Source organism: Gilliamella apicola (assembly GCF_003202655.1).
GTDB classification, from domain to species: domain Bacteria; phylum Pseudomonadota; class Gammaproteobacteria; order Enterobacterales; family Orbaceae; genus Gilliamella; species Gilliamella apicola_R.
Genome location: NZ_QGLR01000018.1, coordinates 212,798 through 229,152, shown reverse-complemented (window position 1 = coordinate 229,152; position 16,355 = coordinate 212,798). Strand labels below are relative to the sequence as shown.

The window sequence follows — 16,355 nt, the reverse complement described above, 5'->3', positions numbered from 1 at the left end:
AACGAGATAAATAACCGTTAAATTATGGTCTTATTAAGCCAATAACTTTATCAAGTTGAGTTCATACTGTGTTATCAAGGTAAACGGTAATTAGATAATAAAATTGATTTAGTTAAGATATGGCTGATGATAGTGATCTAGATAAAAGTGAACAACCCACCGAAAGTAAATTAAAAAAAGCTAGGGAAAAGGGACAAATTCCGCGATCTCGTGAATTGACATCGTTAATTATATTACTAGTTGGTATCATGCTGTTCTTGTCAATGGGTGCAAATTTTGTCGGGAAGTTAAAAACAATTATTAAACAAGCCATCTTGGTTGCCTACCGAACCGATGATGATAAACAAATTATCTTCAATTTAATTGATTTGTTAAGTGCTGGATTTTGGGCAATTTTTCCTATTTTTTTTGGACTTGTAATTATAGCTATCATTGCACCACTTAGTGTTGGTGGTTTACTTTTTAGCTTACAATCAATCAAACCCGATTTTAGTAAATTGAATCCAATTAATGGTTTCAAACGAGTATTTGGTATCCGGATTTTATCAGAACTATTTAAAAGTATTCTTAAAGTGGTTTTAATCGGTTTTGTTGCATCACTTTTTTTATTAAATCAATTTTCAAATATGCTTTCGCTACCGAATATGTATTTAAATAATGCATTATCAGATGCTATGCAGATGATTATCTATTCTGGACTATTATGTGTTTTAGCATTAATACCTATGGTTGGGTTTGATATTTTTTATCAGATCTGGAGTAATTTCAGAAAATTAAAAATGTCAAAACAAGAAGTTAAAGATGAGTTTAAAGAGCAAGAAGGAAATACTCAAATCAAAGGTCGTATTCGTCAAATACAACAAGCAATGTCAAGACGTCGAATGATGAGAGATGTTCCCAAAGCAAATGTCATTATAACTAACCCTACCCATTATGCCGTAGCGCTACAATATGATGAAAAAACTATGTCGGCACCAAAACTTTTAGCCAAAGGTACCGATAATATTGCTATCAAAATTAAAGAAATTGCCAAAGCGCATAATATTCCACAACTAGAGGCTCCACCTCTAGCTCGTGCATTATATCGCTATGGTGAAATAGGAAAAAATATCCCAACAGAACTTTATGCGGCTGTTGCGCAAATTTTAGCGTGGGTTTATCAATTAAAACGTTGGTATAAACATGGTGGTGATAAGCCACGCAAACCGACAAATATTACGATCCCTGAATCTTTATCAGTGAATGAATAAATAAAGGCAACACTCTATTGTTATGATGAAATCAAAATTTACTAATTTATTATCAATAAATGCATTAAAGAAAGGTCATTATCAAATTTTAACTGGGCCATTGCTAATTTTATTGATTCTTTCAATGATGGTATTACCTTTACCAGCATTTGTTTTGGATCTGTTTTTTACTTTTAATATTGCATTATCAATTATCATTTTAATTGTTGCATTGTTTACTAAGCGAGTCTTAGATTTTGCGGCATTTCCTACTGTTTTGCTTTTTGCAACGTTATTGCGCTTATCACTCAATGTGGCCTCAACGAGGGTAGTATTATTAAAAGGACACACCGGTAGTGATGCCGCAGGTCGAGTTATTGAAGCGTTTGGCCATTTTTTGGTTGGTGGTAACTTTGCTATTGGTATTGTTGTCTTTGTTATTTTAGTCATCATCAACTTTATGGTTATTACTAAAGGTGCCGGTAGGATAGCTGAAGTTGGTGCTCGCTTTGCGTTAGATGGTATGCCAGGCAAACAAATGGCAATTGATGCTGATCTTAATGCAGGATTGATTGGTGAAGACGAAGCTAAAGCACGACGTGCAGAAGTTACCCAAGAAGCTGATTTTTATGGGTCAATGGATGGGGCAAGTAAATTCGTACGTGGTGATGCTATTGCCGCTTTACTAATTATGGTCATTACTATTGTTGGTGGTTTATTAGTTGGGGTTATTCAGCATGGTATGACGTTATCGGATGCTAGTCAAACCTATGTACTTCTAACTATTGGTGATGGTTTAGTTGCACAGATCCCCTCATTGATTATTTCAACCGCTGCTGGTGTTATTGTGACTCGGGTTTCCTCACAAGAAAACATTAGTGACCAAATGCTTAAACAGCTGTTTAATAACCCACAAGTATTGATTTTAACAGCGGTGGTTATTGGTTTGCTTGGACTTATTCCTGGTATGCCAAATTTGGTATTTTTAATGTTTACTGCAGTTTTATCACTAATTTCTTGGTGGTTAAGCAAACAAAAGAAAAACGAAAAATCAGTTGATAAAACCAAAACCAATGAACAAGCGACCAAACCAGCCAGCATCGAACCTTCATGGACTGACGTTAGTATTGAAGATAGCTTAGCTATGGAAGTTGGATACGGACTCATTCCTATGGTTGATCAAAACCAAAATGGTGAATTGCTTGGTCGAATTCGTAGTTTGCGCAAAAAGTTTGCGCAAACATTAGGTTTTTTACCGCCTCAGATTCATATTCGCGATAATCTCTCGTTATCACCTTACCAATACAAATTTTTTATAAAAGGTGGTGAAGTCGGCCAAGGCGAAATTATGAATAACAAATGGTTGGCAATCAACCCAGGTACAGTGACCGAAACCATAGAAGGTATTGCAACTACCGAACCAGCTTTTGGTTTGCCGGCATTTTGGATAGATAAAGGCGACAGAGAAAAGGCGCAAATATTGGGTTATACCGTTGTTGATACCAGCACTATGATTGCTACCCATTTCAATCATTTATTAACTCAATTTGCGAGTGACTTATTGGGTCGTCTAGAAACACAAGAATTACTAGATAGAATAAAACAAGAAGTACCTAAATTAGTTGAGGATTTTATTCCTGATGTAGTGCCATTAACTACTTTCCATAAAATTCTTCAAAACTTACTGGCTGAAAAAGTATCAATTCGTGATATGCGCACAATTATTGAAACAATTTGTGAACAGGCTCCAAACCAAAATGACCCATACCATTTATTGAGCGTGGTTAGAATAGCTTTAGGAAGAGTTATTACTCAGCAGTGGTTCCCAGGGGCTGGGCCTATAAGAGTCATCGGATTAAATATCAATTTAGAACGATTATTATTACAGGCCTTACAAAATACCAGTAATGTTGAACCGGGTTTAGCGGAAGATATTATTAATCAAGTTAAACAAGCTATTCATCAACAAGATGCAATTGGTGCTCCACCTGTTTTATTGGTTAATCATTCATTGCGGGCTATGCTTTCGCAATTTTTAAGAGCGAGTTTCCCACAACTGGCGGTATTATCAAACTTAGAAATAACTGATAACCGAGAAATTAAAGTGACATATCAAATTGGCAGCGACATGTGATAACACATTAAATTTGCTGCCATTTAATTGTCACTTAAAATTTATTTGTTTTCAAAAATGGTTCCATTTTTGAATGGCGAATTTTTAAAAGTGTATTTGGTTAATAAGATATAACTTATTCCGCCAACAACAAAGCCGACAATCCACGTTAAGCTTACTTCATAAAATGCAGCCGCCGAACCGATTAGCATAGCTAGAATCGCGGCTGGATTATAACCAGAGAATTGACCATTATTATCATATAACCTGTTTATATCAATTTTTTGGCGACGCAATAGATAATATTCCACCAATAAAATTGCCACAATTGGTCCCAAGAATGCGGAATAAATTAAAATAAATAAACCTAATCCTTTTGCTGAGGTATCTTGAACTAAAACCCAAGGGAAAGAAGCGATAGCTAATAACCCGGTAATGGTCACCGCCACTTTATATTTAGCTTTTGTTAATAACGTAATTACGTAAGCTGGTGGGATGATATTCGCAACGATATTTACCGCAACAGTACCTAACACGATAAAGGCTGATACCACGATGGTGATATATGGATTGTTTACCACAATTGCAAATGCTTTAACTGGATTAGAGTTACCGGTGACTGACGCCAACATCACCCCAATGGTAATAATAAAGCCGTAAGCGACAAATATTGGTAAAAAATAGAGAAGACCTCTTTTGCGATTGCTAAAACCGCTTTTCAGTTCTCGCGAATAATCTGCTGCACTTAAGAAGATTGCAGCATAATTACCTAAAAACATCATAATAAAACCACAAAATGGTAATCCCCAAGTTCCTTCTGTGTTCACCCATTTATCTATAATAATCTCTTGATGATTATTGAGTAATATAATAAAGACATAAATTAATGCACAAAGAATAACTACTGAAATTAACGTTTCTACCCATTTTATGGCATGGAATCCATATAGTGATAAGACAATTTGGAAAAATTGCAAAATAAGGAAACAGATAAATACATTATTAAAATCGCCATTAGATAATATTTTAATAATTTCATTGAGTGCTGTTGCACCTATCCAACTTTGAAATCCATACCAAACGATAGCAGGAATGCCTCGTAGCAATGAAGAAATAATCGCGCCTTTTATCCCAAATGACATGCGCAGTTGTACCACGTAAGGAATACCGGTACGATACCCTAAACGATCATTAAAGACAAAAATGGTGGTAATAATTAATATGGCAATAAACGTTGCGGCAAACGTTTGGAAAATATTCATGGTGGCGACACCCGCAACTACTAAGCTTGCCCCTAAAGTCATATTACCCAAATTCATACCATCACCAATCCACATAAAGGAATAGGCTAAAGGATTCATAGTTCGATCTTTGCTGGATTTGGGTAAGAGCGAACTATCAATCTGCGTTGGTGACGTCGGTGATTGTGCTGTGTTATTCTTCATGGTTTTCCTTTCCTACTTATTTTTTATCTATTTTTTATTGTTTTATATAATGATTAACGTCGAATAAATGTCCCTCTTGGAGTTGAATCAACACCAGAATTTATCTGATAAATGGTTTCGCCACGTAATAGTGTTTGCACAACTTGGGCACCAATTTGTCGTCCTACATAAGGGCTAAATTTATTGCGATATTCGAGATCTTGTTCTTTTAATACATAGTTTGAATGCGGTTTAATAAAGATAATGTCTGCGTCTTTACCAACTTTAATCGAGCCTTTGGCTGGTAAGTTATATCTTTCGGCTGGATTTTTAGCGATGATATCGGCAAATTGTTTTAACGACATACCACGCTTTTGTACAGCTTCATCAAACAGGATATCGACATTATTTTGTACTCCAGAGATTCCGCCCCATGCATCAAAAGCATTAGCTTTATCTTTTAGATCATAAGTGCATGGTGAATGGTCAGAAACGGCCGTGATAATGTGACCAGCAAAGAGATACTTCCATAATCCTTCTTGAGCTTGTTGATCACGAATTGGTGGTGAACATTTTGCAATTGGTCCAATGGCGTCTAGCTGATCAGTAGTAAAATAGAGATAATGGATACAGGTTTCACAAGTCACATTTACACCTTCTTGGCGTGCTTTGATCACTTCCTCAACCCCTTCTGGGCAAGCTACATGGCAAATGTGAATTGGGCATCCAGTTTGCTTAGCAAAAAAGATAGCTCGACGAATAGCTTCAACTTCAGTAAAGGCCGGACGAGTAGCCACATATTGTGATAATGTGCTTTCGCCTCGCGCTTTAGCTTGTTGCCCTAAGATATCTGTAATGGCGGCATTTTCTGCATGAATGGCTAACACTTTACCGGTTTTGGCAATTTGGCGCATCCCTTCCCATAGGGCATAATCATTTACATTAGCAAAATCACCATCAAGATTGGGATCCCCACAGGTTGCCATAAAGCATTTAAATGCCGCGACGCCTTCTTCAACTTGTTCGGCAATACCATTATTAGTCAGGTTATAAGGTACTAAGCCACCATAAGAAGCTACATCGACATAGAGTTTTCCTTCGCCGGCAGCATATTTAGTGCGAAGTGTTTCACCACTAGTTGTTGCTGGAAGTTGATTCAGCGGCATTTCAACAAAGGTTGTAACTCCGCCTTTTGCACATGCTTTGGTTCCTGTGACATAGCCTTCCCACTCATGACGTACACCGCCAGGTTCACTAATATGAACATGAATATCAACCATTCCGGGGCTAACAATCAAGCCCTCAGCATCAATAATTTTATCGGCTTGCACTAAATTAGGGCCAATTGCTGCAATTTTGCCATTTTTTATTGCAACATCGCTAAAGATCTCGCCAGATTCGAGAATAACAAGGCCATTTTTAATGATTAGATCGTACTGCATAATAGTTTTCCCAAGTAAAATGATTACAAATTAAACGTATAATAAATCATATTATCAGTATTATTGGTATTATCAAATTATTCATAATAATCTTTGATTTATGCAATAAACGTGCCAATTAATAAACAACTAAGTAATGACAGATATGACCTTATTTTCTTAGATTGATGATGCACTAAAATGATCCATTTGCGCGCAATGGATTAATTGTTTTGCACTATTTTGGGGTGTTGACAAGGAAGATTGCATTAGATGTATAAAATAAAAGATTAATTTATGTGCCTTACATTAAAATCAACCATTTGATTGTTGACTCTCTTAATGTAAGGCTTAATAAGAATATTATTCAGTGGCAACAGTAAAACGTTGTTTGATATGTTTTGCTTTTTCTGCTTCATCAATCATGGCGATCGCATAGTCAGCGTAGCTGATTTGACTTTTTCCTTGGCTGTTAACCAAAATTTCTTCGCCACCAACAATGTAATGACCTGTTCTTGGGCCATCAGCAATAAATTCAATCGCTGGACTTAGATAGGTCCATTGCACATCATTACAATTTCTTAATTGATCTAAAGCTTTCGCCATATTATTGGCTAATGGTTTAAATTCATCAGGGAAATCCGGTGAATCAACTAAACGAACAGTATGCTCTGGATTGACATATAAACTACCTGCACCGCCAACAACTAATAAACGATTAGGTTTACCGCTTAAAATATCGGTTAAATGTTTTAGACTAGTTTGATGTAGTGGTAGCGATTCAGGCGCCCAAGTACCAAATGCATCAATGATCACATCAAATGGTTTTAAATCGTCATAAGTTAATTGAAACAAATCTTTTACTAATACTTTCGCTTTTGAATCGGTATTTGAACTAGGATTACGCACGATCGCGGTAACATCATGCCCTCGAGATAATGCTTCTTTAACCAACAATTGTCCTGATTTACCATTTGCACCAATTACTGCAATTTTCATCTTATTCTCCTTATTACGATTTAGATAAATTAATTTTTTTAGCTTAATATCCAAAGTTTCTATTGTAAAGTAGGTACTAAGTAGTAATATAGTTACCAATTGGATACTATTGTTGAAATTAAAGGAAAATTATTATGCAGGCGATCGAAAATTTACCGCCATGTCCTGTTGAAACCACCCTATTATTAATGGGTGACAAATGGAAAGTGCTAATTGTTCGAGACTTACTTTCTGGCACCAAACGTTTTGGTGAACTAAAAAAATCACTCAACGGCATCTCACAAAAAGTTCTCACTTCGCATTTAAGAACGATGGAAAAAAATGGCTTAATTACCCGCAAAGTGTATGCTCAAGTGCCACCTAAAGTGGAATATACCTTAACCGAGGTTGGACAAAGTTTAAAACAGGTGCATGATGCGATGTTAGATTGGGGAAAAAATTATCAACATCAATGTAATACTACAATAAATTAAGTGATAAAAAATTCATTAGAGATATTCTAAATTTAGAGTTTAGTCACAAATAAAAAAATAAATTAATTTATTATTTAAAGATAGAATAAAATTTTCCCAAAGAATAATTTTTTACTATTAAAAGTATCAAATAATTGGATATAAGGACTCAAATTGGAAGGAATAAAAACTTACTGGTTTTTAAGTGCTAAATTTAGTGGTGGTTTGGATCAAACAGAACGTTTTATAAAAGATGGAATTTGGGAAAACGGCTATGAAAACAAATTTCTAAATGTAGTTCGTTCTATTGCCGTTGGTGAAAAAGTTGCTATTAAATCTACTTATAATTTAAAAAATAATTTGCCTTTTAATAATAAAGGTCAACCAGTCTCTGTGATGGAAATTAAAGCTATTGGCACAGTAACTAAAAATCATCAAGATGGTAAATTATTAGAAATTGATTGGCAAAAAACTAATTTAAATAAGAAATGGTATTTTTATACTAATTTATCCTCTATTTGGAGTGTTAAAGATGATTTTCCGTTGTCGAAACAGTTAATTGACTTTACTTTTTATGATAAACCACAAGACCTAGATTATTTTCGTAATGCCCCCTATTGGAAATCACGTTATGGTGATGAAGACGATTATTTCCAATATGATGACAATATAGATAATGATGATGTTAATCAACAATTAATAGCTAAACAAAGTTATAACTTAGTTGACTTAATTAAAGAAGGTTGTTTTGTTGACGAACAGCTAATATCTAAGATGATTTCAAGTCTAAATCGTAGAAAAAATATTATTTTACAAGGTCCACCAGGGACCGGTAAAACATGGCTTGCTAAACGTTTAGCTAATATTATCGTTGGTTATAAAAATTCAAATAATATCAAATCAATACAATTTCATCCTGGTATGTCTTATGAAGATTTTATTCGCGGTTATCGACCATCGAGTGAGGGTAAATTAGTTCTTATTGATGGGCCATTTTTGGAAATGGTTAATAAGGCAAGAAATGATTCGCAATCTAATTATGTAATAGTAATTGAGGAAATTAACCGTGGTAATCCAGCTCAAATCTTAGGGGAAATGTTGACACTGCTTGAAGCTGATAAACGAACACCATCAGAAGCTTTAGAACTGACTTATCGACGAGAACATGAAAATGGTATTTTTATACCTAATAATTTATACGTCATAGGAACTATGAATCTTGCAGATAGATCGTTAGCTATGGTTGATTTTGCCTTACGTCGTCGTTTTGCCTTTTTTAATTTATCACCGAACTTTGATGAAGGTTGGTTAAATTATATGATTGAAAAAACGAAACTTTCTCGACAAACCTTAGAGAAAATTAAAAATGCTTTGAATGATTTAAATCAATATATTACCGATGAAAGAATGTTAGGCAGTGCTTTTACAATAGGTCATAGTTATTTAACGCATGATAATGTTATACCTGATGCTTTGTCATGGTATACCGATATTATTGATTCAGAAATTAAGCCTTTATTAGAAGAATATTGGTTTGATGATAAAAATAAACTTGAAACTGCTTTGAATAAGTTAGTACTTAATGATTTATAAATGATATGACCCTTAATCATTTACCTTCATCAAATAATACTCTCAATAAGATACCAATAAGAAATATATGGTTACTTTTGTTATATGCTTCGGATTTATATAGAGACATCAATGAACAACAGAGAGTTAAATTTGAGGAAAACCCTGAAAAAATTATTGATCTTATTGCAGAACTTTATTTTAAAGTAGTCAATGATCGATTTCGCAAATCGTTATCAAACGGTTACCAATCTCGGATAGATACTTTAACAAGAGTTAGGGGAAAAATAGATAATTTTGGTACTGCAAGGAAATTTTTGTTAGAAAAAGGGCAGGTTCAATGTTCATATAATGAATTGACGTGTAACATTCCTAAAAATCAATATATTCATGGCGCAGCACATGTTTTATTCAATCAATTAACTGATCATAATTTACGTAATGAATGCAAAAAAATAATAAATAGATTTAATAGGTTAAAGGTTGGGCAATTAAAAAATTATAATTATAAAGCTGATTATTTTGATAAATATAATCGACAAGACATTCTATTGCTGTCTATAGCAAAGCTTATTTTTGAATTATCAATTCCAACGGAATTTGTAGGAAATCACTCGGTTAATATATTGAATAAAACGGATGAATGGTTAAGATTTTTATTTGAAAAAGCAATTGTAGGTTTTTGTCAAATTCACTTTGATCATAACAATTATTCAATATCATCAGGAACACAGTTTAAATGGCAATATACGCAATCTACAAATAATATTGAAAAATTTATGCCTAATATGAAAACTGATTTAATCATTGAAAATATTACGACACATAATCGATTAATCATTGATACTAAATGTACTTCAATTTTTTCTAAAAACAGTAGCTCTTTTAAAACATCTCATCTTTATCAACTCTATGCCTATGTTAGAAGCCAAGAGCAAATCAACGATCCATTATCTCTATCATCATCAGGAATGTTATTATATCCAACGGTGAATAAATCAATATATGAACATGTAATAATTCAAGGGCATAAATTAATCTTTTGTACGATTGATTTAACCCAAGATCCACAATCAATTAAAACTAGTTTATTAACTTTATTCTCTGATATATAGGTAAAACTTCAAATCAAAATATAGCACTAAAACTAGTAGGGTTTAAGCTTACTCAGAAAAGGGGCTATTCTGCCCTTTTTAATAAATATGCTTGGCGCTTAGCCCACAATCAAAATAAAATTCATCTCGGTTTAGATTTTTATTACGAGCAATAATTATTATCTTTGGATAAGGGTTTTGTTCAGTTTTCGATGTGGTCTATTTATAGTAATCGCCAATACCATCCTAGCGTAGGATTTGTTAAACACAATAAAGAGCTAATACTGTGGTTGATAAATTCGATGTAATCAACGTAATGATTAAAAATCACTTATTGAGTCAATTTAAGTTTTTAAATGATGGCAGTCATGAGAATAATTGACTTTGCTATCAAGATTTCGCAGTCGATAACAATAAATCTATTACTAGCAATATATGCTGATTGATTATAATAAAAACAAATTAAAACAATATATTAATATTATTTTCCAATAACAAATTAAGTTGTTTTGCCACCGCATAATAAGCGTCAATATCGCTATTTTCTTCAATCTATATTACTATGATTTAATTGATATTCATTTCGTAAATTGATTATGAGTAAGTCACTAACTAATTTAACCATTAAAGATATTGCCAAATTGAGTGGTGTTAGTAAATCCACTGTTTCGCGAGTCATTAATCACGATCCAATGGTGAAGGAATCAACTCGCAATAAAGTGATGGCAATCATTGAACAATATCAATTTACGCCATCGAAATCGGCTAGAGCAATGCGTGGTTATGGTAATAAAGTGATTGGCATTATTGTCACTCGCCTCGATTCCATCTCGGAAAATCATGCTGTTCGAAGTATGTTACCCATTTTTTATGCTAATGGTTATGATCCGATTATTATTGAGAGCCAATTTAGTGCGCCTAAAGTTGAAGAGCACCTGAGAATGTTAAAAGAAAAACAAGCTGATGGTGTGGTGGTTTTTGCTTTTACTGGATTAGAGAGTTCTCGGTTAGCATTTTGGCGAAATAAATGTGTGGTTATTGCAAGGCCTTTTCCTGATTATTCTTGTATTTGTTATGACGATGTGGGCGCGGTAAACAAAGCATTAACCTATTTATATCAAAAAGAGAAACACAAAAAAATTGGTTATATCGGTATAACTAAACAAGATCAGACCACCGGTGAACTACGTTATCAAGCCTATACTGATTTTTGTCATACTCATAAAATTAAGCCAAATGCGGTGCTTGGTAAGTTAAGTTTTTATTCAGGTTATGAACTTGCTGAATCAGTCTTACTTGATTCGCCAACAGCGATCGTTTGTGCCACCGATTCAATTGCCTTAGGTTTAAATAAATACTTATCTGAAAAAAATATTAATAATATTGTTGTTATTAGTATCGGTAATAGCGATCTTCTTAATTTTTTATTTACCAAAACGATTATCGTCGATCTTGGTTTTGATAAAGCTGGCACCTATGCCGCAAATGAACTCTTGCAAACGCTACAGAGCGAAGTAAAAGCGAAAATCATTACGGTGCCTTCCCAAATTGTTAATTAACGATTTTTAATCCTATAGTGCGATATTGCCGCAAAATTGTGAGGTTTGTCACAAAAAGGGAACGTTCCCATTTATTTAAATAGTAATTCCATTTATGCTTAATCTCTATCAAATTAGGATCGAAATGATTTAACTAAAAACCAAAATATTGGCTTAAATTGAAAATAAGGAGACTTAACAATGGCGAAAGCACCCAAAGTTTCAACCGCATCAATTATGCAATTAATTGAGCTGGTTGGCGGAAAAGAAAATATTGCTAGTGTCACCCATTGTTTAACCAGATTAAGATTTGCGCTTGCCAATCCGAAAATAGCCGATGTTGCAGCCATTGAAGAATTACCCTTTGTCAAAGGTTGCTTTAATAATGCAGGCCAATTTCAAATTATTATCGGTACTGATGTTGACAGTTATTACAAATTACTCATTGAACAATTAAATATCGACGAAGCGACGAAAGAGCAAACTAAAGCCGCAGCTAAGCAAAATATGTCATGGTTTGAACGGTTAATTTCAAACTTAGCTGAAATCTTTGTGCCATTGTTGCCAGCCTTAATTGCCGGTGGTCTATTACTTGGTTTGCGAAATGTGATTGGTGAAATGCCAACTATTGACGATAAACCGCTTACCGATACCTATCATTGGTTAATACCGATTCATAGTTTCCTATGGTTACCTTGTGAAGCGATTTTCCATTTTCTACCGGTGGCTATTTGCTGGTCTACGGTTAAAAAAATGGGGGGATCGCCGGTTTTGGGTATTGTTTTAGGTATAACGTTAGTTTCGCCACAACTGATGAATGCTTATAATTTGGGTAAAGTCATTCCAGACGTATGGGATTTTGGTTGGTTTACCATTGCTAAAGTTGGTTATCAAGCACAAGTTATTCCATCAATTTTTGCTGGATTAGCATTAGGATGGATTGAAACCCGCCTTCGTAAAGTTATTCCTGATTACTTAAATCTGGTTATTGTGCCAATCGTAGCCTTAATGTTGTCAGTCGTCTTAGCTCACTTTGTTTTAGGGCCAATTGGTCGTATGCTTGGTGATGGTATTGCTTATGTGGTTAAGTATTTAATGACTGGTGATTATGCCTTCATTGGTTCAGCTATTTTTGGCTTCTTCTATGCTCCTTTGGTTATTACAGGTATTCATCACACCACATTAGCTATCGATATGCAGATGACCGAAAGCATGGGTGGCACGCCTATTTGGCCAATTATCGCCTTATCCAATATCGCCCAAGCATCAGCGGTGGTAGGTATCATCTTAATAAGTAAAAAACATAATGAACGTGAAGTATCCATTCCTGCGGCAATATCCGGCTATCTCGGTGTGACAGAGCCTGCGATGTATGGTATCAATTTACGCTATAAATTCCCGATGTTCTGTGCCATGATTGGTGCCGCTTGTGCCGGATTAATTTGTGGTTTATATGGGGTGTTATCCAATGGTATCGGCGTCGGTGGATTACCCGGTATCCTATCAATAAAACCAGTCTTCTGGTCGATTTATGCCTTGGCTATGTTGGTGGCGATTGTGGTGCCAATCGTATTAACCGCCATTGTTTACAAAATAAAACAGAAAAAAGGCACGTTAAATATCCGATAACGGTTATAAATAGGGGATTCACCACGGTTTTTACCGCTGGTGAATTTGAATCTACTGATTAAAAATAAAGAGCAAGCGATGAATAAAATAGCTATCCCTTGGTGGCAAAACGGTACCATTTATCAAATCTACCCTAAAAGTTTTCAAGCTAGCCAAGATCAGGCAACTGGTGATTTGTTAGGTATTATCAGTCGATTAGATTATCTAAAAAAACTCGGTATTAGTGCCATTTGGTTAACGCCGATTTATCCATCACCACAAATTGATAATGGCTATGATGTTGCCGATTATTACGATATCGACCCAGCCTATGGCTCAATGGCCGATTTTGAATTACTGATTAAACAGGCGCATGAGCGTGGGATCCGTATTATGATGGATATGGTGTTCAATCACACCTCGACCGAGCATCCATGGTTTAAATCAGCTTTAGATAAAGCCAGCCCGTACCGCTCATTTTATATCTGGAAAGATGCTAAGGCTGACGGTAGTGAGCCAAATAATTGGCGCTCCAAGTTTGGTGGTAAAGCATGGCAATGGCATGAACAATCTGGGCAATATTACTTACACCTATTTGCCAAAGAGCAAGCTGATCTCAATTGGGAAAATCCACAAGTTCGTAACGAAATTAAAAAAGTATGCCAGTTTTGGGCAGATAAAGGTGTTGATGCATTAAGATTGGATGTGATTAATTTAGTCTCCAAACAACAGGATTTTGCTGATGACAACAATGGTGATGGTCGACGTTTCTATACCGATGGTCCTAAAATCCACGAGTTTTTACAAGAGGTGAGTCGCGATGCTTTCCAACCTAATGATCTCAAAACCGTTGGTGAAATGTCCTCGACCTCATTAGCCAACTGTTTGCAATATGCCTCATTAGACGGAAAAGAGCTCACTATGACTTTTAACTTTCATCATTTAAAAGTTGATTATCCAAATGGCTATAAATGGGCATTAGCTAAACCAGATCTGCTAGAGTTAAAGAATATTATTGGTGATTGGCAAACTGGGATGCATGCTAAAGCATGGAATGCCATTTTTTGGTGTAATCATGACCAACCGCGAATTGTGTCACGCTTAGGTAATGAAAACCAATATCACCGTGAATCCGCGAAAATGCTTGCTATGTTGCTATATGGATTACAAGGCACGCCATATCTCTATCAAGGTGAAGAGATCGGCATGACCAATCCACATTTTGATAATATTGACCAGTATCGTGATGTTGAAAGCCTAAATATCTACCACGAAAAAATAGCTGAAGGGATGAATGAAGCGGAAATTTTAGCAATTTTAGCGAGTAAATCACGTGATAACAGTCGTACACCTATGCAATGGGATGATAGCTTAAATGCTGGTTTTACAACGGGAAAACCATGGATTGAGGTGGCAAATAATTACCCACAAATTAATGTCAAAGCCGCATTGGCTGATCAGAATTCGATCTTTTACTGCTATCAAACATTAATTAAGTTACGTAAAGAGTATCCAATCTTTATTTTTGGTGATTATCAAGATTTAACCGCCAATATTGCTGATTATTGGTGTTACTTGCGCCGTTATAATAATCAACAACTATTAGTGATAATCAATCTAACCGAAAAACCCGTTAACTGGCAGTTACCAAAAAACTTACAAAGTGCTAATTGGCAAAGATTATTGAGTAATTATCAGCAAGCAACGGCAGTCGACGCTGAAATCCAATTAAGACCATACGAAGCATTATATTTATTGGCTGGTGATGATAAATAATAAGCTTTAGTAAAATTGAATGTAAAAAAGCGCCATTATTAAAATGAGCGCTTTTTTATTAATCATTATGATTGATATAAGTGATTACGCATAGTTAGCAAAACTGCTAATGCTTTTTGGCTATTAGGTTGATCTGGTAATCGTGATGATAATGATGCAGTTTCGATTTTTGCTAATAGTGATTCAGCAAGTTGCATAATCTCATCATAACTTAATTTACCCTGCTTAATGGCTAACAGTTCATCACGATTAGGTCGTTTATTGGTAATGGTTCCTTTTGTCATGATTTCGTAGGCAACTTGCAATAACCGAATGGTATGCATCATGTTTTTAGCATCAAAGTCATTACCATTTTCAATATTATTTTTATAACGTTGTTGATTACGATTGGCGACCCATTGCCAATACGCTTTATAGTCACGGCAGTGCGATGAGAAGCCATCACGATTAAAACTCAAATAAGCCATCACAGGGGTATCGATTTTCACCGAAGATAAACAGAGTTCCGTGGAATCTTCATGCTGAATAATGCCATGATAACCACAACTACCTGACGCATCATAGAAGAGAGCATATAAATCCCTACCATGAGGTATATTAACTAAACCACAACACTGTTGCTGTAAACCATTTTTGGTTAACCAGTTGGTAATTGGATAAGTATGTTGCCCTTGAATAATATAACAAAAATCCAGTACTGTTTTTCGTTTAACTTCCACTGGATTATTAATTTTTTTATTCAACCCTTTAGCTTTTTTTATTTGCGATATTGCATAATGAGCAAATGTTTGTTCGGTTTGTTTAGATAAAAAAAGATCGAGGGTCAACTGCTGCATAATCGGATGTTGATATAAAATACATTCCGAGCTGGAAGCTAACACTTCTAAAATATTAGGGTTATTTTTAAGCAGTAATTCAACAAACCGGCCTAATTCATAATAGACAATATCATTCGAGGCATTACTAATTTGCGGAATATATTCAAGTCCATAAAATTTTTCTTTCGGTAGGTAAAATACCCCTTTGATATCAGTATCGGATTTTTCAGTGGCTAATCCAAAAGCACGACTACCACTGATAACTTCAAATAAGATTAAATTTTGCCTTTTTAAATCATCAATTGTCATCT

The 16,355-nt window shown here is 34.8% G+C and carries 12 protein-coding genes; 8 read left to right on the top strand and 4 right to left on the bottom strand.

Going from position 1 to position 16,355, the window contains the following annotated elements; all coding sequences use genetic code 11:
• Positions 1–119: 119 nt before the first annotated feature.
• Entirely contained in the window at positions 120–1,250 is a 1,131-nt protein-coding gene (gene flhB, locus DKK70_RS16080) for a flagellar biosynthesis protein FlhB (RefSeq protein WP_110434885.1), read from the top strand.
• Between the two features lie 25 nt (positions 1,251–1,275).
• Positions 1,276–3,363: a flagellar biosynthesis protein FlhA gene (gene flhA, locus DKK70_RS16075; RefSeq protein WP_110434884.1), complete on the top strand. Its 2,088-nt coding sequence runs from the start codon at positions 1,276–1,278 to the stop codon at positions 3,361–3,363.
• Between the two features lie 41 nt (positions 3,364–3,404).
• On the opposite strand, the gene DKK70_RS16070 is transcribed toward flhA, so the two are convergent.
• From DKK70_RS16070 to DKK70_RS16060, 3 genes are all read right to left on the bottom strand, one after another.
• On the bottom strand, positions 3,405–4,787 hold the full coding sequence (locus DKK70_RS16070; protein WP_110434883.1) for an NCS1 family transporter: 1,383 nt from the start codon (positions 4,785–4,787) through the stop codon (positions 3,405–3,407).
• Positions 4,788–4,840: 53 nt separating this feature from the next.
• Positions 4,841–6,208 carry an allantoinase AllB gene (allB, locus tag DKK70_RS16065; RefSeq protein WP_110424591.1) on the bottom strand — a complete coding sequence of 456 codons (1,368 nt, stop codon included), beginning with the start codon at positions 6,206–6,208 and terminating at the stop codon, positions 4,841–4,843.
• A 342-nt stretch (positions 6,209–6,550) separates the two neighbouring features.
• Positions 6,551–7,186, bottom strand: coding sequence for an NAD(P)-dependent oxidoreductase (locus DKK70_RS16060; protein WP_110434882.1), 636 nt, complete (start codon positions 7,184–7,186; stop codon positions 6,551–6,553).
• Between the two features lie 134 nt (positions 7,187–7,320).
• On the opposite strand from DKK70_RS16060, the gene DKK70_RS16055 reads away from it, so the two are divergent.
• From DKK70_RS16055 to treC, 6 genes are all read left to right on the top strand, one after another.
• Entirely contained in the window at positions 7,321–7,659 is a 339-nt protein-coding gene (locus DKK70_RS16055) for a winged helix-turn-helix transcriptional regulator (RefSeq protein ID WP_110434881.1), read from the top strand.
• Positions 7,660–7,812: 153 nt separating this feature from the next.
• Positions 7,813–9,231 (top strand): McrB family protein, encoded by a 1,419-nt coding sequence (locus DKK70_RS16050; RefSeq protein ID WP_110434880.1) that lies wholly within the window; start codon positions 7,813–7,815, stop codon positions 9,229–9,231.
• Between the two features lie 5 nt (positions 9,232–9,236).
• Positions 9,237–10,325: a 5-methylcytosine restriction system specificity protein McrC gene (locus DKK70_RS16045; protein ID WP_110434879.1), complete on the top strand. Its 1,089-nt coding sequence runs from the start codon at positions 9,237–9,239 to the stop codon at positions 10,323–10,325.
• A 575-nt stretch (positions 10,326–10,900) separates the two neighbouring features.
• Positions 10,901–11,863, top strand: coding sequence for a trehalose operon repressor TreR (treR, locus tag DKK70_RS16040; RefSeq protein WP_110434878.1), 963 nt, complete (start codon positions 10,901–10,903; stop codon positions 11,861–11,863).
• A 180-nt stretch (positions 11,864–12,043) separates the two neighbouring features.
• Positions 12,044–13,471, top strand: a complete 1,428-nt coding sequence (gene treB / locus DKK70_RS16035; protein ID WP_110434877.1) for a PTS trehalose transporter subunit IIBC — start codon at positions 12,044–12,046, stop codon at positions 13,469–13,471.
• A gap of 78 nt (positions 13,472–13,549) precedes the next feature.
• Complete coding sequence (treC, locus tag DKK70_RS16030) at positions 13,550–15,226, top strand: alpha,alpha-phosphotrehalase (RefSeq protein ID WP_110434876.1); 1,677 nt, start codon at positions 13,550–13,552, stop codon at positions 15,224–15,226.
• Between the two features lie 65 nt (positions 15,227–15,291).
• Here the strand turns inward: treC and DKK70_RS16025 are convergent, their stop codons facing one another.
• A complete protein-coding gene (locus tag DKK70_RS16025; RefSeq protein WP_110434875.1) occupies positions 15,292–16,353 on the bottom strand; it encodes a nucleotidyltransferase domain-containing protein in 1,062 nt (353 codons plus the stop codon).
• Between the last annotated feature and the right edge of the window lie 2 nt (positions 16,354–16,355).

What these genes read in the sequence shown, in the direction of transcription:
- treR (WP_110434878.1), top strand. Translation starts at nt 10,901, where the DNA reads ATGAGTAAGTCACTAACTAATTTAACCATTAAAGATATTGCCAAATTG.
- DKK70_RS16070 (WP_110434883.1), bottom strand. Translation starts at nt 4,787, where the DNA reads ATGAAGAATAACACAGCACAATCACCGACGTCACCAACGCAGATTGAT.
- DKK70_RS16045 (WP_110434879.1), top strand. Translation starts at nt 9,237, where the DNA reads ATGACCCTTAATCATTTACCTTCATCAAATAATACTCTCAATAAGATA.
- flhA (WP_110434884.1), top strand. Translation starts at nt 1,276, where the DNA reads ATGAAATCAAAATTTACTAATTTATTATCAATAAATGCATTAAAGAAA.
- allB (WP_110424591.1), bottom strand. Translation starts at nt 6,208, where the DNA reads ATGCAGTACGATCTAATCATTAAAAATGGCCTTGTTATTCTCGAATCT.
- treB (WP_110434877.1), top strand. Translation starts at nt 12,044, where the DNA reads ATGGCGAAAGCACCCAAAGTTTCAACCGCATCAATTATGCAATTAATT.
- flhB (WP_110434885.1), top strand. Translation starts at nt 120, where the DNA reads ATGGCTGATGATAGTGATCTAGATAAAAGTGAACAACCCACCGAAAGT.
- treC (WP_110434876.1), top strand. Translation starts at nt 13,550, where the DNA reads ATGAATAAAATAGCTATCCCTTGGTGGCAAAACGGTACCATTTATCAA.
- DKK70_RS16025 (WP_110434875.1), bottom strand. Translation starts at nt 16,353, where the DNA reads ATGACAATTGATGATTTAAAAAGGCAAAATTTAATCTTATTTGAAGTT.
- DKK70_RS16060 (WP_110434882.1), bottom strand. Translation starts at nt 7,186, where the DNA reads ATGAAAATTGCAGTAATTGGTGCAAATGGTAAATCAGGACAATTGTTG.
- DKK70_RS16055 (WP_110434881.1), top strand. Translation starts at nt 7,321, where the DNA reads ATGCAGGCGATCGAAAATTTACCGCCATGTCCTGTTGAAACCACCCTA.